Below are 17,620 nucleotides of genomic sequence, written 5' to 3' on the forward strand. Positions count from 1 at the left end.
TTTTTACTATGTCATGAACGGCGTAAATTTGCCCCATCGCATTTCCTATGCCGCACACCCGGAGAAAGACAATGAGCACTCGCGTTAACCACCATAAAGCCACACCTGCCCTCGCTAAAGCGCTGTCCGACCTGAGCATGGCGGTGAGCCAGACCTCCATCGACCCGGCGCTGAAGCACCTGATCGACATCCGCGTCTCCCAGCTCAACGGCTGCACCTTCTGTCTGGATATGCATTCGAAAGAGGCCAAAATTGCCGGCGAGCGCGAGCTGCGCCTGTACCATCTGACCGCATGGCGCGAGTCACCGCTGTTCAGCGCCCGTGAAAAAGCGGCCCTGGCCTTCACCGAAGCCCTGACCCAGATCGGCCCCCACGGCGTCAGCGACGTGCTGTACCGCAGCGTGGCGGAACACTATTCGGAGATTGAGATCTCCGAGCTGAACTTTGCGATCGTGGCGATCAATGCCTGGAACCGTCTGGGGATCACTTCCCGTATGGAACCCGGCGCGCTGGATGGCGCCTACGGCCTGAACAAAGCTAACCTCGAGTAAGACCGCGCTCACGGATCATCGCCACCAGCGCCCGCAGCCCCGGCGGGACGTGGCGATGGCCGGGGTAGTAGAGGCGCAGCCCGGCAAAGGGCTGCGACCACTCGTCCAGCACGCTCACCAGCTCCCCGTTTTCCAGCTCCTGCTGAATATAGAGTTCCGGTAAAAACCCGATCCCCAGCCCGGCTTTCACCGCCCGGATCGAGGCAAAGAGATCTGAGGTGGCAAAACGCGGCGGCACCGCCAGGGCGATCTGTTCCCCGCGTCGCGCCAGCTCCCAGCGATAGATCCCCCCGTGGGCCATCCGCATGCCGATCCCCTGGTGATGCAGCAGATCGTCCGGGGTTTGCGGGGTGCCGTAGCGGGCAAAATAGTCCGGCGTGGCGGTGACGAGCTGACGAATATCGGGGGTGAGCGGCACGGCGATCATGTCCTGCGGCACCGACTCCGCAAGGCGCACCCCGGCGTCGTAACCTTCCGCCACGATATCGATCATCCGCGCTTCACTCACCGCCTCGACGCGCATTTTCGGGTAGCGGATCATGTAGTCGATCAGCAGCGCATCCAGGAACAGCGTGCCGACGTTATTGGGAACGTTCAGGCGCAGGGTGCCGGCAGGTTCGTCGGTCTCGCTGTGGATCTCTTCGTCCGCCTGTCGAATTTCCTGCAACGCTGGGCCGATGCGTGCCACATAGCGCTGCCCGGCGTCGGTGAGCCCCACGCTGCGGGTGGTGCGGTTAAACAGGCGCGTTTGCAGGCGGGATTCCAGCCCGGCAACGGCGTTGCTCACGGCGGTGGCCGACATTCCCAGCTCCTGGGCGGCGGCGCGAAAGCTGCCGCGACGCACCACGGCCATCACCACTTCCAGCTCGGTCAGTCCTGAACGGTGCATAGATTATCCTGAAAATCGAAACAACCTTTGCAGCATAGCGTGGATTATCGTAACGGAGAAGGCGTGCCAGACTGGGTGCATCCAGCCTGAGGAGGTTTATATGCATCACATCGAACAGATTTATATCAACGGCGAATTTGTTACCCCACACGGCACCGAACGTTTTGATCTCTTTAACCCGGCGACGGCCCGGGTGATGGGCCAGGTGCGTCTGGCCGATGCAGTGGATGCCGAACGCGCTATTGCCGCCGCAAAAGCCGCTTTTCCGGCGTGGTCGCAAACCCGCAAACAGGAACGCATTGCCGCGCTACAGCGGATGCAGGCTGCCGTGGCGGCCCGGCACGACGATCTGCTGGAGGCGGTGATTGAGGAGTATGGTGCCCCCGCGTCGCGCTCGGCGTGGATGGCGAGCTATCCGGCGGAGGCGATCGGCCAGGCCATCGCGGCGCTGGAGGCGTTTGAATTCGTGATGACGGCCGGGGCGGCCCGGGTAGAGATGACGCCGCTCGGCGTCGCCGGGCTCATCACCCCGTGGAACAGCGATGCGGGCTTTATCTGCGGCAAACTGGCGGCAGCGCTGGCCGCAGGCTGCACGGCGGTGATCAAGCCCAGCGAGATGAGCGCCCTGCAGACGCAGATCGTGACCGAGGCGTTGCACGCCGCCGACCTGCCGCCGGGGGTGTTTAACATCGTCACCGGGCGCGGCGACACGGTGGGGGAGACAATCAGCCGTCACCCTCTTGTTGCGAAAATCTCGTTTACCGGTTCAACGCAGACCGGCAAAGCGATCCTGCGTAACGCGGCGGAGAACTTTACCCGCGTCACCCTGGAGCTGGGCGGCAAATCCCCGACCCTGATCCTCGACGATGCCGATATCAAACAGGCCGTTCCGCTGGCGGTGCAGGCCGGTCTGATGAACAGCGGGCAGGCGTGTGTGGCCGGTACGCGCATTCTGGTGCCGCAGTCGCGGAAAGCGGAATTCGAGCAGGCGCTGGCTCAGGCCATCGCAGCGGTGAAGTCCGGCGATCCGCGCGACAGCGCCACCGGGGTCGGCCCGATGGTGAGCGAGAAACAGTGGCAGCGGGTGCAGGGGTATATCCAGCGAGGGCTGGCAGAGGGGGCGCGCCTGCTGGCGGGCGGAGAAGGGCGACCGGAAGGCACCCGGGACGGCTGGTTTGTCCGCCCGACGCTGTTTACCGATGTCCACAACCAGATGACCATCGCCCGCGAAGAGATTTTTGGTCCGGTGCTGTGTGTGATTGCTTATCGCGACGAGGCCGAAGCCATCGCCATTGCCAACGACACCGACTACGGCCTGAGCGCGCTGGTGCTGGGCGGCGATGTGGCTCGTGCCCGCCGTGTGGCGGCGCAGATCCAGTCCGGTCGCGTGCTGGTGAATACCCTCGCCCATGAGCCTCAAGCGCCCTTTGGTGGGTTCAAACACTCCGGCGTGGGGCGCGAGATGGGAACCTGGGGGATCAGCGCGTTTATGGAGCCGAAGTCGATCCTCGGCTAAAGCACCGCCCGGCGGCGCAGGCTTGCCGGGCCTACAGTTAGTGCCTTTCCAGGCCGGGTAAGCGCAGCGCCACCCGGCAATTCGCGGTTTATTCGGCAAACAGCTTTTCAATGGATTTGGTGGGATAAAAAAGAGCATCGGCGTTGCTACCCGTTAAAGGAATAAAGCCGAGCGTCAGATAAAAATCTTTCGCCTTATCGTTGAGCGCATCCACAAACATGCCGTGAATGCCCACAGCCTGCGACGCCAGCCAGACCACTTTCATGGCATGTGTCACCAGCGTCATCCCCCAGCCCTGACCCTGCAGATCCTGGTGTATTGCGAGGCGCCCTAACGTGACGCTGGGTACATTGACATAGGGCACTTTGCGCTGCTGCGTTTTTGATGGCAGGGTCTCTTTCTCAAAGCAACTGCCGGACAACGTATAGTAGCCCAGCACTTTAGGCGTAGGGTCATCGGTGACGAGAAGATAAGCGCGTAACAAGCGCCCAACGTGCTGGCGTGCAAGATGCTCACACAGAAAACGGTTGAGGGTATCTTCCCCGCAGTTGAAGCCTGTTAAATCATAGTGAGTCGTTTGCGAAAACATCCTTATCGTCAGATTAGCCACGTCTTACTCCATGTTTTGCAGACGTCTTGCTGCGCGTTTCAGCCTCTCATTGGGCTCTGGCGGGTTGTCGAGTGCATCCATAACGCGTTTCCACGAATCTTCATTAAGGATCAGGCGGCGATGCTGCTCAATGACTTCGGCAGCCCGTTCCGAGGCACTGTTAACCATAAACTGGGTGATTGTCTGGTTAGTCATCGCCGCAGCTTCTTCGATCAGATCTTTGTCTTCGTCAGTTAACCTGAGGTCGATGCGCTGTTTTTTCAGTGCTGGCATTTTTACTCCGGGGTTATCTTTATGTACGGATAGATTCCGTACACGAACTATAAAACTGAACAGGATTTTTTTCAATCCGGGCGATAACATTTCGCTCCTCACCGAAGCATCACGTTTTTCTTTCCTGCATCCTCTCCTTAACCCCACAACGGAGAGATCCTCATGATTGCAGTCCTGTTTGAAGCCAGAGCGCAACCCGCGCATCAGGCGCGTTACCTGCAGCTGGCCGCCGGGCTAAAACCGCTGCTGGCGGATATCGACGGCTTTATCGATATCGAACGTTTCCAGAGCCTGACCAACGACGGCAAAATCCTCTCCCTCTCCTGGTGGCGGGATGAGGAAGCGATCCTGAAGTGGAAGCAAAACGTCTTTCACCAGGCCGCGCAGGCCGAAGGGCGGGCGTCGATCTTTGCCTCTTACCGGATTCGCGTGGCGCAGGTGGTGCGGGAATACGCCTCAGAGACCGGAGGACATGCCGATGTATGACGTTCATGTGATTTTCAACACTGTGCCGGGCGAACTGGCGCGCTTTGGTCAGCTGCTGGGGCGCAATGGCGTGGGGCTTGAGGGCGGGGGCGTCTTTGGCGTGGAGGCGCATTTTCTGGTGGAGGAGGGCGAAAAAGCCCGGCGCGTGCTGCTCGACGGCGGTTTTAACGTGCAGGCGGTGCGAAAACCGCTGATCCGAAAGCTGAAACAGGAGCGCCCCGGCGAGCTGGGAGAGATTGCCGCCGCGCTGGCTGCGCAGGGGGTGTCCATCCTGACCCAGTACAGCGATCATGCGAACCACCTTATTCTGCTGACGGATAATGATAAGCTGGCCGCAGAGATCACCGGGCCGTGGGTTGCCAATGCTAAAGACCAGTTTACCTCCTGATAACAGCGCCACGCTGGAGCTGGCCGTGGCTGCGGTCGCCGCGGCGATGGCCGACCCGTCACGAGTAAAAATGCTCTGCGCCCTGATGGACGGACGGGCGTGGACCGCCACCGAACTCAGCGCCGTGGCGGATGTGGCGCCTTCTACCGCCAGCGGGCATCTCACCCGTCTGCTGGAGGGGAGGCTGATAACCTGTCTTTCTCAGGGGCGGCATCGCTACTACCGGCTGGCGGGGCATGACGTTGCGGCACTGGTGGAGCAGATGATGGGGCTGTCGTGGGGGCGGATCACGCCGCCGGAGACGACGGCACCGGAATCGATGCGTCACGCCCGCACCTGCTACGACCATCTGGCGGGCACGGTCGCGGTGCAGATATATGATTTTATGCAGGCGGCAGGCTGGCTGGCGGCGGACGGATCGGCCCTCACGCTGAGCGGGCGCGAGGCGTTCCTCTCCCTTGGGATCGCGCTTAATGCCAATACGCGGCGTAAAGCCTGCTGCGCCTGTCTGGACTGGAGCGAGCGCCGCTTCCATCTGGGCGGTGAGGCGGGCGCGGCGCTGCTGGTTCATATGGACACCAAAGGCTGGATCCAGCGGGTAGCGGGGTTTCGCGAAGTGAGCGTAACCCCGTCCGGCCAGCGTGCCATCGATCGGCATTTTAGCCGCTGAGGAAACGCCCGGCGGCGCAAGCTTGCCGGGCCTGCAAAAACACCGACCGCACGACCCGCAGCCCAGGTAAGAAAACATCAACCATTTCTACGGTTATTTATTCATCTGAACTATATATAAAATAAAAATCATTTCTTATCTAAATACGTAAAGCTTGAGAATTGTCTCATGTCAAAGTTTATAATTTTTGCGCTTGCCAAAAATAGCGCAGCATGAAAAATTAGCCGATGCTGTTATCAGCTCACCATTCGAATGCTTATAAGATGTAATTTATTAACAGGGAAGGGAATATATTGTGTCTAAAATAAAAAGTTACGCCGAAAGCGTATTGTTCCAGAGTATTATTTCATTATCGAATACGGCCTGTACACCCGGCAGTCTTGCCTGTCTGTCAGAAAATTATATTTCACGTCTCGGCCATAACGATGTCCCCCTTACGCTGCGCAAGGCGCTTAAGGATGTTAAAGCCCTTCTGGCTGTCCTTATCGAAACAAGTAACGGTAATACAGTCGCTTATGCACCAGGCGTGAACGGGCATCAGTGTCTGTTGACTCAGATTACGGAGCTGTATACCGACGTGGTGGCCTGGAATGCGGTTGAACAGTACATTTCGGCGTCACAGTTTCTCTTATTTTCTGACGCGAATAATGGAACTCAGAATCCTTCGCATAGCGTGATCAATTAATATTCTTTCCTCTATAAAAAGAGAGCTGCATCCTCGGGTATGCGGCTCTCTTTTTTATTGGAAAAGTCTTAACAGACAGATAGCCCTCTGTAATTCCAGCATAACATTCCCCAGAAATAGGCTTTTTTGTAAGGGAAGGCACGAATTGCCGCGAAGCGCTTAAGACTATTCCTATAATCATCGGGAAAAGTGTTAATTGAAAATTATTACATTCTCGATGATTATGAATGAATCCACAGTGATGCCAGGGATATAGACGATGATTATAGTATTAACATCCTGTAGATATTTTCAGCAGGGCTTTGCCATGCTGGCCGATCAGCTTATGAACGACTCACCGTCGTTTCAACGGGTGCTTTATCTGGATGATATTAACGACGCGACAAAAGACGATCTGGTCCGGACAAAAGCCATTGTGGTGGATTATGGTCAATCCGACATTAACGTTCTGAATGCCCTGCTGGAGGTCAAAAATCGTTATCAGCAGAGCTATTTTATTTTTATCACCCGCGATGTCTGCTACGAAAGCACGATTGATAATATTTTAATTAACACCATCGCTGATTACACCATCGACTGTAAAAGTGCTGTACGCCAGCTACGCGCCTGCCTTGCACACTTTGCGCTGGAAGATCAGCCGGTGACTATTTTTAAAAATGTTCGCTGGCATCATCTTGAAAAACAACAACCTTTAACCAAAATGGAGACGATGCTGCTGCCTTATATTGTGTCGGGAAAAAAGAATAAAGAGATTACGCGCTACCTGGATGTGACCGGAAAAACCGTCAGCCATCATCGACGCAATATTTATCGTAAGTTTGCCGTGACCAGTCTGACCGGGTTGTATAAGAAATTTGATGAACGTGTTTGATGGTGTAAGGGACCTGTATGGAAAGAATGATTACTGCACAAAAAAGTCTGGAAAAAGCGTTGTTGATCCTGATCGAAACTGCCGATAGCGAAGAGAAACAGTGGCGTATTTACCGCGAATGTCTGTGCAAGATCACTCAGGAGAGCCTCCCGCATCTGTTACGCATGGACTATTTTAGTCTGTTAAGGCTGGCCAACGTGCCGTTTAACAGCGCCGGAAAAATGTCGCCTGCCGGCCCTGATACCAGCCAGGGGATCAACGCCCTGCTACCGATGGCTATTCTTCTGCTTTATAAGCGTCTGACCGAGTGGTTATCTGTTGAAGCGTATCTCCGCAAGAGGCATGTTTCCTCCAGATAAGATCGATCGTGCGCAGGCAGGGCCCGCTTTCGCAATTCCTGCTGTTTAGATCCTCGTTTCTTGATACTTACCCTGATAACTATTATCTTCTCAGCGTGTGAAGCGAGGTTTCCCCATGCGTGAAGAAGATCTGTTCTGCCGCAGGCCAATGGGCATGCGGATGGCAATGATTGTGCGTCAGTGGCGCGCGGTGATTGACGACGCCATTCTTGAGACCGGGTTAACCCAGTCGAGCTGGACGGTGATGATGCAGCTGAAGCAGCTGGGGGATAACGTCTCGGTGAGCGAACTGGCGGAAGTGCAGGGTATTGAACTGCCGCCGCTGATGCGCACCCTTTCACAGCTGGAAAAGCAGGGCTACCTGCTGCGCACCACATCGCCTTATGACAAGCGCATCCGGCTGCTGACGCTCACGCCCGAGGGGAACGCGGTGCTGAAAACGCTGACCCAGGTAATCGAAACGTTCCAGTCGCGGGTATCGCAGAATATCGCCCCGGAGCATCTCGACATTTTTAGCGCCACACTCAATCAAATCGCCTGCAATTTGCGGACAATCCGCGAAGAAGATAACAAGACCGAATAATCATGACCCCTGAACAAAAGTTTGCCCGCTGGGTAAGGGTGAGTATTGCCTCTTTCCTGCTGATGTTTGTCTATTTTATTGTCGCGGATATCTGGATCCCGCTGACGCCGGACGCCACCGTGATGCGCGTGGTGACGCCGGTATCGGCGCGCGTCTCCGGCTATGTGGCGGCGGTGCACGTGCACAACAACAGCCAGGTGAAGAAGGGCGATCTGCTGTTTGAGCTCGACCCGACCCCGTTCCGCAATAAGGTCGAGGCCGCCGAGATTGCTCTGCAGCAGGCGCGTCTCGCCAACCAGCAGCTGGATGCGCAAATCGTGGCGGCCCAGGCCAGCCTGAAAACCGCCCAGCTCACCGCCCGCAACGATAAAGTGACCTTTGATCGCTATCAGAAACTCAGCACCCTGCAGAACGTCTCCCAGGCGGATCTGGATAAAGTCCGCACTACGTGGCAGAGCAGCGAGCAGGCCGTTGCCAATCTGGACGCCAGCATTCATCAGCTGCGCATTGAGCGCGGCGAGCGTGACGAAAGCCGTAACGTGACCCTGCAAAAATACCGCAACGCGCTGGACGAGGCCGAACTCAACCTCGGCTGGACGAAGATCTACGCCGAAGCTGACGGCACGGTCAGCAACGTCCAGCTGAGCCCCGGCTTTTATGCCGCCTCCGGCTCGGCGGCGCTGGCGCTGGTGAACAACCAGAGCGATATCGTCGCCGATTTCCGCGAAAAGAGCCTGCGCCATACCCACCAGGACACCGATGCCGCGGTGGTGTTTGACGCCTTCCCGGGCCGCGTATTCCGCGCTCACGTCACCAGCAGCGACGCCGGTATTTTAGCGGGACAGGAGGCGGTCAATGGCCAACTGTCGGAGCCCGAGACCTCCAACCGCTGGGTGCGTGATGCCCAGCGCATGCGCATCCACGTGGCGCTGGACGAAGCCCTGCCGAAGCACCTGCCGACCGGGGCGCGCGCCACCGTGCAGCTCTATAACAGCGAAGGTCCGTTTGCCCGCTTCTTCTCCGGGATGCAGATCCACCTCGTCAGCCTGCTGCACTATGTCTACTGATCATCATGTCTATTAATACCCTGGCGCGGGTCTTTACCCCGCACGGCAACATCGTCTACACCGCCAACGACTTTCGTCAGACGCTGCGGATCGTGTTTGCCGGGATGATTGCCCTGAGCGTGTCGAGCTTTTACAACACCAGCTACGGGGTCTTCTTTGTGATCTACCCGATTATGCTCCTGTCGCTGGTGCCGGTATTTAACCGCCACGTCGCAAAACAGTTTGTGTTCAGTTCCGCGCTGAACTGCCTCGAAATGGTGTTCATTATCGGCTATCTGGCGCAGTGGCCACTGATCATGACCCTGGTGGTGTTTGGCCTCTACGTGATGCGTTTTCGTTTTATGAGCCAGGGGCCGCTGTTTCTGTTTGGCTCGATGGGGGTGGTGTGCCAGAGCACCATGCTCAACTTTATGAGCTACCCCACCACTAACTGGCACACGCTTTTATTCTCCAATCTCGAAGCCAGCGTGATGGCGGTGTGCCTGAGCGCGCTGATGCACTATCTGCTGCCGGATGTCGAACCGCGTACGCCGCCGCCACGTCTGGAGAAAGATGCCGCCCGGGTGCGCCATGAGTCGCTGCTCTCCGGCACCGTGGCGACGCTGATTTTTGTAGTGTTCCAGATAAGCGATCTCAGCGATTCGCTGTCGGCGCTGATGGCTGGGGTCCTGATACTCTTCCCGATGCACTACCGCGGGGCGGTGATGAGCTCCCTGTGGCGCGTGGTCGGGGTGGTGCTCGGCTGCCTGTACATTCTGGTGGTGCAGCTGGTGCTGTACGATCACAGCAGCCACATGCTGCTGATGATGCCGCTGATCGGCCTCGGGCTGGCGTTTGGCGCCCGCCTGCACGTGATGGAGAAGGTCGGGGCCGGGGTCGGTTTTGCCAGCATCACCACTATCGGGATTATGTTCGGCCAGAACATGCACCCTGACGGCGACCTGGTGTTCAGCGATCTCTACCGTATCGTCTCGGTGACGGTGGCTCTGGTGGCGACCCTGACCCTGGTGTTCCTGATGCATCTGATCCTTAACTGCTTTGCCCCGACGCGCTACGTGATCCGTAATCCGTAGCCCTTACCGGGTGAGCAGGGGCAGCACCTCGGGCAGTTGCGACAGCAGGAACAGGATCAGCCCGATGGTGCCGCCCACCAGGGTGCCGTTGACGCGGATAAACTGCAGATCCTTGCCGATGTTGAGCTCAATCTGCCGGGACATATCTTTGGCATCCCAGCCTTTGACCGTGTCGCTGATGTGGCGGGTGAGGAAGCGGGCAAAATCCGGCGCCACGCGATGGGCGGCCTGCTCCAGATGCTCGTTCAGGGAGGCGCGCAGGTTGGTATCCGCCACCAGGGTTTCACCAAACCACAGGCCAGCGTTGGCGAGGCGCTGCTTCACGCGGGAGTCGTCGCTCTGCATGTCGGCTTTCAGCCACTGGCGCAGGTCGGCCCACATCTCCCCCAGATAGCGGTTAAAGGCCTCGTCGTTCTTCAGATATTCTTTGATGTTCTCGGCTTTGGCCGCGGTTTCAGGATCGTTTTTCAGATTATCCACCAGCTTAAGCACCGCGCGATCGAAGGCCTGACGGATCTGATGGGTGCGGTCGTGGCTGACGTCGTCCAGGATGGCATTCACCGCATTGGAGACCAGCTCGGCGCTCTGATCTCCCAGCCACTCGGTGGGCAGGATCATCGCCTTGCGCGGGTGCTCGGTCTTCAGCCAGTGAACGATTTGCGCGGCGATAAAGTCGCGGGTGCTGTCGCGTTGCAGGAGCGTAATCAGGCGGTTAATCACCGCATCCAACAGTACCTGATGACGGCTGTTTTTGGTCATGCTCTCCAGCATCGCGGCGCTGGTTTCGCTGAAATCGACCTTATCCAGCGCCTTATGCACCGCCCGCTTAAGCATCCGCTGGATGCGCCCGTCGTCGGTCAGCTCAAGGAAACCGCTCATCACCTGCATGATATGCTGCCCGACGCGCTGGGCGTTATCCGGCTTGCTGAACCAGTTACCGATAAGCAGAGCCGGTTCATGCTGGCGGATCAGCGCCACCAGCGACTGGGTATCGAGGAATTTCTCCTGCACGAACTGGCCAAGATTGTCGCCAATCCTGTCCTTGTTGCGCGGGATAATTGCCGTATGACGCGAGATAAAGGGGATCGGCACCCGGCGGAACAGGGCCACCACGGCAAACCAGTCGGCCAGGGCGCCGACCATCGCCGCTTCGGCAATAGCTTTCACCCCCCGCACCCAGAAAGTCTGTGGCAGGAAGAGGGTGGCGATAAAGGTCGCGGCAGCAATCAGCAGCAGCGACAGCGCCAGGAGCTTGGCGCGTTTGAGTTCAGCGAGTTTTTCCATAGGGTTAAGGATAGAGGGAGAAAAGGCGAAGGGGCAAGGGAGCAGGTATTTTCCCCGGTGGCGCTGCGCTTACCGGGGCTACGAGGAGTGCGATGGTCTGGTTTTGTAGGCCTGATAAGCGCAGCGCCACCAGGCGTTTTTCCAGATAGCCCTGAAGGAGGTGCAAGACAGTCTTTTTGTAGCTACAATGTAGCTACAAACCATAAGGAGGCACTATGGATTCCGTAATCCGATCGCGTATCGACAGCGAGCTCAAAGCTCAGGCGGGTTCTGTCCTTGAGAGCTGTGGCTTAACCTGGAGCACGGCGATACGCCTGTTCGCCGAGCAGATTGTCAAAAATGAAGGGATCCCGTTTGAGGTGACCCGCAAACCCACCGCACGGTTACGCAATGCGATGCGCGAAGCCGAAGATATTTCCACCCACCAGAACGGACGCTTTGATGGTGTTGACCAGCTCATGGAGAGCTTAAACGATGGGAAAGAGTAAACGCGCGCCACTTCCGTACCGTTCTGATTACACTAAAACCTTTGTTAAAGCCTGGGATCGCTACAACAAAGCAGGCCGGAGAGATATGCATGCCACGGCGGAGATTATGTCGCTGGTGCTCTCCGGTAATCCCATCCCTTCTGAGTACAGCGATCATCCCCTGACAGGCGATATGCAAGGCTTCCGCGAGCTGCATATTGGCGGTGACTATCTGTTGGTTTATCGGATCGATGATAAAAAGCATCTGGTCGTGTTTACCGACCTGGGCACCCACGCAGAGCTTTTTGAATAGAGGCGTTTACCGGCACTACAAGCCATGTTCCGCGTGTTTACAGGGATTCAAGGATAAGCGGTAACAATCGCCACAGGATCCCTGCGCCAAACACCATCAGCACCCCTCCCGCCACGCGTTCGATTTTCCAGATGTTGTTGCTCAACCGCCGTTGTACGCCGGGCAGGGCGATAAATGACACCACCGCCAGATCCCACACCAGCACCACCGTGACCATCCATATACCGCTGACCGACTGCTGCAGCAGAGTAACGTTCGGACCCAGCAGCGCGGTCATCAACGCCAGATAAAAAAGGGCGTTTTTCGGATTTAACACCGCCGATCCCAGCCCGAACAGGAGCTGCCTGCGCCAGGAGGGACATTCTGGCTCCGCGTAATCCAGCGCCAGCGTGCGGGCGCGGCTTTGCACCAGATGCCAGCCGATCCACAGCAGATAGAGTGCGCCCAGGAGTTCGATGGCGCTAAAAAGCAGCGTGAACTGGCGCAGCGCGCTTGAGCCAAGGATCACCAGCAGAATATAGAGCCCGTTGCCCGCGGCGATCCCCACGCACAGCCCGGCGCTGCCGCGCAGGCGATGTCGGGCGGCGAATCCCATCAGCAGAAAGAAATCCGGGCCCGGGCTGAGCAGGGCAACAAAATGCGCCAGCGCGAGGGCCAGAAAAGCGGGCGGAAAAATTGGGGTAAGCAGTTCCATAGTGACCTCATCAGCAAAACTGAGGTCAGGCTACGCTGGCGTAAGCGCTAATTATTGTCGGATATTGATCGCCCGGTGGCGTACTGGCGTGGCGTAGCGGCCGTGTAGCTGACAAAGGTTTTATGGAAGTGGCTCTGATCGGCGAAGCCGCTCTGGTAGCTGACGTCGGCAATGTCATCCCCGGCGCGCAGGCGCGCTTTGGCGAACTCTATCCGGGAAATGTTCAGGAAAGTGCCGGGCGTCAGGCCAGTGTCCTGCTTAAAGGTTCTGATAAGCGTCTCTTTGCGCAGCGAGAAGCGTCGGGCTAAGGCGTCCAGAGAAGGCGGCTTGTGCAGGCTGTGACGGAGCGTCTGCTGAAGCGCAAGGCTGGTGGGGCGAAGGGAGGCGGGCGGCGTTGGCCCGGCGGCAAGCCGGGAGAGAAGCGTGTCGATGGCCGTCCCCGAGAGCGTCTCAACGACCCTCAGATACTGGCGGAACAGCGCCTCATTGCGGATCACCTGCATGGCGGGCTGAAGGTCGGTCTCCAGATACAGCATATGGTAGCTGCGCGGCTGACCTGCCAGCGGATTGCAGCTGTGCGGCATGTGCGCGGGGATGACGATCAGATCGCCAGGATAAAGGGTGAACGGCTCGCCGTTGCAGGTGCAACAAGTTTGCCCCTCCAGGATAGCGCCAATGGACAGCTGCGCATGGCTGTGAAGCTTGTAGGCCTGGGCGCTTTGCCAGGTGCTGCGCAGTTCAACGCCGGGCTGACGGCGGAAGGTCTGATTGACGTGACGGGTGTGGGTCATAGTGGCTACCGGAGGCGTTTAAGTGGTTATAGCATGAGCGGAGAAGAGTGTCGCCTGTGATAATTTAGAAAGAGGTCGCTATGTGACAGGAATAGTGGTACATAAAATACCGCAACGGCATCACAGGAATATCAGGGATAATTATTAAGGGAATAAACTATGCACGTCAGCACGGCTATTAAATGGTTGCATCGGCTGACCACCATCCTGTTACTTATTATCGTTGCAGGATATTTTTCTTATGAATACTTTATGAAGAGCCGAAGCGACGATCGTTTAGTGATAAAAAAAGAGGTGACAGAAAACGTGACGCTTTACGTCACGCAGTATGGGGGTGGGGCAACCGTACCTGATATTTATCGCTATTACCTGGATGATAAAAATCAGACGATAGCGCATCTCAGGAAAAGCGAGCCTTTTCTCGTTTCAGATAATGGTAATGCGATAATTAGCGGCTACGGTAATACCGTCAATGTTAAGTTATCAGGGCGTATTTATTCTTTCAGTAATCTGACGATGTTCTACGCTCAGGAAAATCTGGTTATCCCGGTGATAAATCTTACTGCATTAGGAGTACGCTAATTAATATGCATATGAAGACGCAAGAAGTGATGAGGTTCAGACGCGATGAGATGCCATCATGCAGAACATTGCATACAAATGAACTACTGGCATTGGCAGAAAAGACTGATAATGCAATCGATTATAGTGATATCCCTGAAACTACCGAAGAACAGTGGAATGACGCGGTTCGCGGCAAATTTTAGTGATTTAAAATAACCGGCGCCATCCTGTAGGTGGCGCACTAAAATACTCTTCCTATAAAAAATGGAGGAAATAAACCCTTTTAATTAATAACCGTTGTCAATAAAAGCTCAATATATACTATCTCACTCAAGATATTTATACAAAGCGTAACAGTAATAACTTTACTGAATGTGTGTTTTCGCAATTTAATAACTATATCCACATCACCACTGGGGTGATATAAAGTATAAGGAGTAAGAAACAGGAGAGGGATATCATGGTCGACACCGCTATTTTTGTGGGAAATATAGCTACGGATGATGTAAAAAAGGTTGCTAACAGGATTTATGATATAATCGTATCACCCGGGATCATTCCTGGGTTAATAAATGGGGGGCTTACCGTTCCACTTGATTTAGGGTATCTTGCTATAGGCTATTTCGATACGGATTCGCGTTTTTCTCGTCAAACTCAGCGAATCCGCATAGCAGAGGCAATTCATAACGATATTTTAAATTATGATCACATCACAAATGCAATTGAAAAAATATTTGAAAAATTCAACAAATACCTCACTGTAAGCCATCAAGATAATGTTTATCGCGGTGTTGTTTCATCCATTGCTGGTCGCTTAATTACCGCTAAAATCATTTCAACAATAGGGGCGGCTGTCCTCACACGTGTATCCTTCATTGGTGCAAAGACAGCGAACAACTGGATCGGCAGAGTCACTATGGTGTTGCTTGTTGGCGGGATGGCTGAGCGTTCCATTAGCATTTCTGAAGAGCTTGCTATCAAGGCTCCTGAAATATATGAGCTACTTCGTCCGCATGATTATGATCTGACATATTTTCTTTTTGAACCTGCTGTAAAACCCTTTGTGGAAGCCGTTCATATAGCAAACCAACTTGGGCAGCCTTATTTTAATAAAATAATAGAAATCGTTGAGAGTAAATTAAATGCCGAATAACAGTCCTCTCTCTTTTATGTATAAGCATGTTTTAAATGCGTTAATATTAATGATGGTTCACACCTGGGGTTTCTTCGAATCTGTACTGTTTGTAGGTGGTTTTATAGTTTGCCTTATATTACCTGTCGTGTGGCCCATGAAGTTCATTTATGCCGTTTTATGGTTGATAGTATTCTACATATGTTCAAAAGTTGTTAGTTTTTTAGAAAACTACCGTGATAGAAACAAAAATAGATAATAGGGAAATAATATGTCTAATCCAGCTTATTTATGGTTAACAGATGAAAATGGATCTCCTGTCGCGGGAGGTTGTTGCGTGTTGGGCCGTGTGGGATCCATCGAGATAAAATCATTGTCACATCACATGACTATCCCGACAGATTCTAATACGGGGAAATTAACCGGTACACGAATCCATACGCCAATATTAATACAAAAAGAGTTTGACCGTGTAACACCACTTTTATATCGCGCTATTAGTCGGGGCTACCTCCTTAAATCCGCTGAAATTAAAATGCACCAAATAGTGGACTCGGGAAGAGAAGTTGAATATTTTAATATCTATATGGAAAATGTAAAAATCACGGGTATTACACCCAGTCTTCATCCCGGCTCTGGTACAGGAACTCATTTAGAAAATATTGAGCTTCGCTACGAGTCTATTCAGTGGAAGTATGTTGACGGAAATATTGTCTTTAAAGACAGCTGGAACGAACGCTGCGTCGCATAGATGGCTGTGCTCTAAGGCTTTAATCTCTCACGCCACCCTCCCGGTGGCGTTACCTGTATACCTAACTTTACCTGCGAACTCAGCCATTTTGACTACCCTTAATACCCAACGCGGTAAAAAAGGAGGCAACAATGGCCTATAAGACAGTGAATCCTGCCAACAACAAACTCATCAAAGAATATCCTTCTCATACCGATGCTGATGTCGAGGCGGCGCTGAGTACCGCCGACGCGCTCTACCATTCCGACTGGTCAAAAGGCAGCATCGACAAGCGCCTGGCGGTGCTGCACAAGCTGGCGGATCTGATTGATTCCCGTAGCGAAGAGCTGGCAAAAATTGCCAGCGAGGAGATGGGTAAACTCATTGCCCAGAGCCGCGGCGAGGTGAAGCTCTGCGCGCAGATTGCCCGCTACTACGCGGATAATGCCAAACAATTTCTCGCCCCGGTGAAATACCCCTCTGAAATGGGCGAGGCGTGGGTAGAGCACCATCCGATCGGCGTGGTGATGGCCGTGGAGCCGTGGAACTTCCCTTACTACCAGCTGATGCGCGTGCTGGCCCCGAACCTGGCGGCAGGTAACCCGGTGATTGCCAAACATGCCAGCATCGTTCCGCACTGTGCGGAGGCCTTCGCCCATCTGGTGCGCGAAGCTGGTGCGCCGGACGGAGCATGGACTAACCTGTTTATCTCTTCCGATCAGGTGGCGAATATTATCGCCGACGATCGCGTGCAGGGCGCGGCCCTGACCGGGTCCGAGAAGGCCGGTAGCGTGGTGGCCGCTCAGGCGGCGAAGCACATCAAGAAATCGACTCTCGAACTGGGCGGTAATGACGTGTTCGTAGTGCTGGACGATGCGGATCTGGAGAAAGCGGTGAAGATCGGCGTCAACGCCCGCCTTGCCAATGCCGGGCAGGTCTGTACTGCCGCCAAGCGCTTTATCGTGCACGAGAAGGTGGCCGAGCAGTTCCTGACGAAATACACCGAGGCTTTCCGCAACATCAAAATAGGCGATCCGCTCGACGAGAGCACCCGACTCGGGCCGCTGTCATCGAAAGAGGCGCTGGAGACCCTGACGAAACAGGTGGACGAGGCGGTGAAGAATGGCGCGACGCTGCATTTCGGCGGCAAACCGGTCCAGCGTGAAGGCAGCTTCTTTGAGCCGACCATTCTGACCAACATTACCCGCGATAACCCGGCGTATTTCGAAGAGTTCTTTGGCCCGGTGGCGCAGATCTACGTGGTGAAAAACGATGACGAGGCGGTGAAGCTGGCCAACGACTCGCACTACGGCCTGGGCGGTGCGGTGTTCAGTAAGGATATCGATCGCGCTAAAAAGATGGCCTCGAAAATCGAGACCGGGATGGTGTGGATCAACTGGCTCACCGATACCGCCGCCGAGCTGCCGTTTGGCGGCGTGAAGCGCTCCGGCTACGGTCGCGAGCTGTCGGATCTGGGGATTAAAGAGTTTGTGAACCAGAAGCTGGTGGTCATCCGCCGGTAGGTATTTTCCCCTCATCCTGACCCTCTCCCCAAAGGGGAGAGGGAACCAACCCGCAGTCCATAGGCTCGTTAAGTGATTCGCATAAATGTGACATAGAATTA

Annotated in this window: 23 protein-coding genes; 17 read left to right on the plus strand and 6 right to left on the minus strand. The window is 55.2% G+C overall.

Annotated elements, in window-relative coordinates:
• Nucleotides 1-71: 71 nt before the first annotated feature.
• Nucleotides 72-551, plus strand: coding sequence for a carboxymuconolactone decarboxylase family protein (locus tag ES815_RS12525; RefSeq protein WP_142488079.1), 480 nt, complete (start codon nt 72-74; stop codon nt 549-551).
• Here ES815_RS12525 and ES815_RS12530 read toward each other — a convergent pair.
• A complete protein-coding gene (locus ES815_RS12530; protein WP_142488080.1) occupies nt 538-1,440 on the minus strand; it encodes a LysR family transcriptional regulator in 903 nt (300 codons plus the stop codon). The two genes, ES815_RS12525 and ES815_RS12530, sit on opposite strands and share 14 nt — an antisense overlap.
• A 100-nt stretch (nt 1,441-1,540) precedes the next feature.
• Between ES815_RS12530 and ES815_RS12535 the strand changes: the two genes are divergently transcribed.
• A complete protein-coding gene (locus ES815_RS12535; RefSeq protein ID WP_142488081.1) occupies nt 1,541-2,956 on the plus strand; it encodes an aldehyde dehydrogenase family protein in 1,416 nt (471 codons plus the stop codon).
• Between the two features lie 88 nt (nt 2,957-3,044).
• Here ES815_RS12535 and ES815_RS12540 read toward each other — a convergent pair whose 3' ends face one another.
• Nucleotides 3,045-3,545 (minus strand): GNAT family N-acetyltransferase, encoded by a 501-nt coding sequence (locus tag ES815_RS12540; RefSeq protein WP_142490051.1) that lies wholly within the window; start codon nt 3,543-3,545, stop codon nt 3,045-3,047.
• A 24-nt stretch (nt 3,546-3,569) separates the two neighbouring features.
• Complete coding sequence (locus ES815_RS12545) at nt 3,570-3,839, minus strand: DUF1778 domain-containing protein (RefSeq protein ID WP_142488082.1); 270 nt, start codon at nt 3,837-3,839, stop codon at nt 3,570-3,572.
• Nucleotides 3,840-4,001: 162 nt separating this feature from the next.
• Here ES815_RS12545 and ES815_RS12550 point away from each other — a divergent pair, with 162 nt between their 5' ends.
• The 9 genes from ES815_RS12550 (at nt 4,002) to ES815_RS12590 (ending at nt 10,021) form a co-directional block, all read left to right on the plus strand.
• The gene (locus ES815_RS12550) at nt 4,002-4,325 is read left to right on the plus strand and encodes an antibiotic biosynthesis monooxygenase family protein (protein WP_142488083.1); all 324 of its coding nucleotides are present in this window, start codon (nt 4,002-4,004) and stop codon (nt 4,323-4,325) included.
• Entirely contained in the window at nt 4,318-4,713 is a 396-nt protein-coding gene (locus ES815_RS12555) for an amino acid-binding protein (protein WP_142488084.1), read from the plus strand. Before ES815_RS12550 ends, ES815_RS12555 begins: the two co-directional genes overlap by 8 nt.
• Nucleotides 4,688-5,383 (plus strand): ArsR/SmtB family transcription factor, encoded by a 696-nt coding sequence (locus ES815_RS12560; RefSeq protein WP_142488085.1) that lies wholly within the window; start codon nt 4,688-4,690, stop codon nt 5,381-5,383. Before ES815_RS12555 ends, ES815_RS12560 begins: the two co-directional genes overlap by 26 nt.
• Nucleotides 5,384-5,678: 295 nt before the next feature.
• Nucleotides 5,679-6,068 carry a hypothetical protein gene (locus tag ES815_RS12565; protein WP_142488086.1) on the plus strand — a complete coding sequence of 130 codons (390 nt, stop codon included), beginning with the start codon at nt 5,679-5,681 and terminating at the stop codon, nt 6,066-6,068.
• A gap of 307 nt (nt 6,069-6,375) precedes the next feature.
• Complete coding sequence (locus tag ES815_RS12570) at nt 6,376-6,939, plus strand: helix-turn-helix domain-containing protein (RefSeq protein WP_185902332.1); 564 nt, start codon at nt 6,376-6,378, stop codon at nt 6,937-6,939.
• Nucleotides 6,940-6,956: 17 nt separating this feature from the next.
• On the plus strand, nt 6,957-7,298 hold the full coding sequence (locus ES815_RS12575) for a hypothetical protein (protein WP_142488088.1): 342 nt from the start codon (nt 6,957-6,959) through the stop codon (nt 7,296-7,298).
• 115 nt (nt 7,299-7,413) lie between these two features.
• Nucleotides 7,414-7,881 carry a MarR family winged helix-turn-helix transcriptional regulator gene (locus ES815_RS12580; protein ID WP_142488089.1) on the plus strand — a complete coding sequence of 156 codons (468 nt, stop codon included), beginning with the start codon at nt 7,414-7,416 and terminating at the stop codon, nt 7,879-7,881.
• Nucleotides 7,881-8,948, plus strand: coding sequence for an HlyD family secretion protein (locus tag ES815_RS12585; RefSeq protein WP_142488090.1), 1,068 nt, complete (start codon nt 7,881-7,883; stop codon nt 8,946-8,948). Before ES815_RS12580 ends, ES815_RS12585 begins: the two co-directional genes overlap by 1 nt.
• A gap of 5 nt (nt 8,949-8,953) precedes the next feature.
• Nucleotides 8,954-10,021: a DUF2955 domain-containing protein gene (locus ES815_RS12590; protein WP_142488091.1), complete on the plus strand. Its 1,068-nt coding sequence runs from the start codon at nt 8,954-8,956 to the stop codon at nt 10,019-10,021.
• A 3-nt stretch (nt 10,022-10,024) separates the two neighbouring features.
• On the opposite strand, the gene ES815_RS12595 is transcribed toward ES815_RS12590, so the two are convergent.
• Nucleotides 10,025-11,305 (minus strand): DUF445 domain-containing protein, encoded by a 1,281-nt coding sequence (locus tag ES815_RS12595; RefSeq protein ID WP_142488092.1) that lies wholly within the window; start codon nt 11,303-11,305, stop codon nt 10,025-10,027.
• Between the two features lie 215 nt (nt 11,306-11,520).
• Here ES815_RS12595 and ES815_RS12600 point away from each other — a divergent pair, with 215 nt between their 5' ends.
• Both ES815_RS12600 and ES815_RS12605 read left to right on the plus strand, forming a co-directional pair.
• A complete protein-coding gene (locus tag ES815_RS12600; RefSeq protein ID WP_106995684.1) occupies nt 11,521-11,793 on the plus strand; it encodes a type II toxin-antitoxin system RelB/DinJ family antitoxin in 273 nt (90 codons plus the stop codon).
• A complete protein-coding gene (locus ES815_RS12605) occupies nt 11,780-12,085 on the plus strand; it encodes a type II toxin-antitoxin system YafQ family toxin (RefSeq protein WP_142488093.1) in 306 nt (101 codons plus the stop codon). The genes ES815_RS12600 and ES815_RS12605 overlap by 14 nt, the downstream gene beginning before the upstream one ends.
• A 37-nt stretch (nt 12,086-12,122) precedes the next feature.
• On the opposite strand, the gene ES815_RS12610 is transcribed toward ES815_RS12605, so the two are convergent.
• Together ES815_RS12610 and ES815_RS12615 are read right to left on the minus strand one after the other, a co-directional pair.
• A complete protein-coding gene (locus ES815_RS12610) occupies nt 12,123-12,779 on the minus strand; it encodes a LysE family translocator (protein WP_142488094.1) in 657 nt (218 codons plus the stop codon).
• 47 nt (nt 12,780-12,826) lie between these two features.
• Nucleotides 12,827-13,570, minus strand: coding sequence for a helix-turn-helix transcriptional regulator (locus ES815_RS12615; RefSeq protein WP_142488095.1), 744 nt, complete (start codon nt 13,568-13,570; stop codon nt 12,827-12,829).
• A 159-nt stretch (nt 13,571-13,729) separates the two neighbouring features.
• Here ES815_RS12615 and ES815_RS12620 point away from each other — a divergent pair, with 159 nt between their 5' ends.
• From ES815_RS12620 to ES815_RS12645, 4 genes are all read left to right on the plus strand, one after another.
• Complete coding sequence (locus ES815_RS12620) at nt 13,730-14,152, plus strand: hypothetical protein (protein ID WP_142488096.1); 423 nt, start codon at nt 13,730-13,732, stop codon at nt 14,150-14,152.
• A 442-nt stretch (nt 14,153-14,594) separates the two neighbouring features.
• Nucleotides 14,595-15,287 (plus strand): hypothetical protein, encoded by a 693-nt coding sequence (locus tag ES815_RS12630; protein ID WP_142488097.1) that lies wholly within the window; start codon nt 14,595-14,597, stop codon nt 15,285-15,287.
• Between the two features lie 250 nt (nt 15,288-15,537).
• Nucleotides 15,538-16,017, plus strand: coding sequence for a type VI secretion system tube protein TssD (locus ES815_RS12640; protein ID WP_142488099.1), 480 nt, complete (start codon nt 15,538-15,540; stop codon nt 16,015-16,017).
• A 131-nt stretch (nt 16,018-16,148) separates the two neighbouring features.
• Nucleotides 16,149-17,519 carry an NAD-dependent succinate-semialdehyde dehydrogenase gene (locus ES815_RS12645; protein WP_142488100.1) on the plus strand — a complete coding sequence of 457 codons (1,371 nt, stop codon included), beginning with the start codon at nt 16,149-16,151 and terminating at the stop codon, nt 17,517-17,519.
• Nucleotides 17,520-17,620: the final 101 nt, after the last annotated feature.

This window comes from Leclercia adecarboxylata, assembly GCF_006874705.1.
Lineage (GTDB): Bacteria > Pseudomonadota > Gammaproteobacteria > Enterobacterales > Enterobacteriaceae > Enterobacter > Enterobacter adecarboxylatus_C.

Coding starts and splice junctions, on each gene's coding strand:
- ES815_RS12525 (WP_142488079.1), top strand. CDS start 72: ATGAGCACTCGCGTTAACCACCATAAAGCCACACCTGCCCTCGCTAAA.
- ES815_RS12530 (WP_142488080.1), bottom strand. CDS start 1,440: ATGCACCGTTCAGGACTGACCGAGCTGGAAGTGGTGATGGCCGTGGTG.
- ES815_RS12535 (WP_142488081.1), top strand. CDS start 1,541: ATGCATCACATCGAACAGATTTATATCAACGGCGAATTTGTTACCCCA.
- ES815_RS12540 (WP_142490051.1), bottom strand. CDS start 3,545: ATGTTTTCGCAAACGACTCACTATGATTTAACAGGCTTCAACTGCGGG.
- ES815_RS12545 (WP_142488082.1), bottom strand. CDS start 3,839: ATGCCAGCACTGAAAAAACAGCGCATCGACCTCAGGTTAACTGACGAA.
- ES815_RS12550 (WP_142488083.1), top strand. CDS start 4,002: ATGATTGCAGTCCTGTTTGAAGCCAGAGCGCAACCCGCGCATCAGGCG.
- ES815_RS12555 (WP_142488084.1), top strand. CDS start 4,318: ATGTATGACGTTCATGTGATTTTCAACACTGTGCCGGGCGAACTGGCG.
- ES815_RS12560 (WP_142488085.1), top strand. CDS start 4,688: ATGCTAAAGACCAGTTTACCTCCTGATAACAGCGCCACGCTGGAGCTG.
- ES815_RS12570 (WP_185902332.1), top strand. CDS start 6,376: ATGCTGGCCGATCAGCTTATGAACGACTCACCGTCGTTTCAACGGGTG.
- ES815_RS12575 (WP_142488088.1), top strand. CDS start 6,957: ATGGAAAGAATGATTACTGCACAAAAAAGTCTGGAAAAAGCGTTGTTG.
- ES815_RS12580 (WP_142488089.1), top strand. CDS start 7,414: ATGCGTGAAGAAGATCTGTTCTGCCGCAGGCCAATGGGCATGCGGATG.
- ES815_RS12590 (WP_142488091.1), top strand. CDS start 8,954: ATGTCTATTAATACCCTGGCGCGGGTCTTTACCCCGCACGGCAACATC.
- ES815_RS12595 (WP_142488092.1), bottom strand. CDS start 11,305: ATGGAAAAACTCGCTGAACTCAAACGCGCCAAGCTCCTGGCGCTGTCG.
- ES815_RS12600 (WP_106995684.1), top strand. CDS start 11,521: ATGGATTCCGTAATCCGATCGCGTATCGACAGCGAGCTCAAAGCTCAG.
- ES815_RS12605 (WP_142488093.1), top strand. CDS start 11,780: ATGGGAAAGAGTAAACGCGCGCCACTTCCGTACCGTTCTGATTACACT.
- ES815_RS12610 (WP_142488094.1), bottom strand. CDS start 12,779: ATGGAACTGCTTACCCCAATTTTTCCGCCCGCTTTTCTGGCCCTCGCG.
- ES815_RS12615 (WP_142488095.1), bottom strand. CDS start 13,570: ATGACCCACACCCGTCACGTCAATCAGACCTTCCGCCGTCAGCCCGGC.
- ES815_RS12620 (WP_142488096.1), top strand. CDS start 13,730: ATGCACGTCAGCACGGCTATTAAATGGTTGCATCGGCTGACCACCATC.
- ES815_RS12630 (WP_142488097.1), top strand. CDS start 14,595: ATGGTCGACACCGCTATTTTTGTGGGAAATATAGCTACGGATGATGTA.
- ES815_RS12640 (WP_142488099.1), top strand. CDS start 15,538: ATGTCTAATCCAGCTTATTTATGGTTAACAGATGAAAATGGATCTCCT.
- ES815_RS12645 (WP_142488100.1), top strand. CDS start 16,149: ATGGCCTATAAGACAGTGAATCCTGCCAACAACAAACTCATCAAAGAA.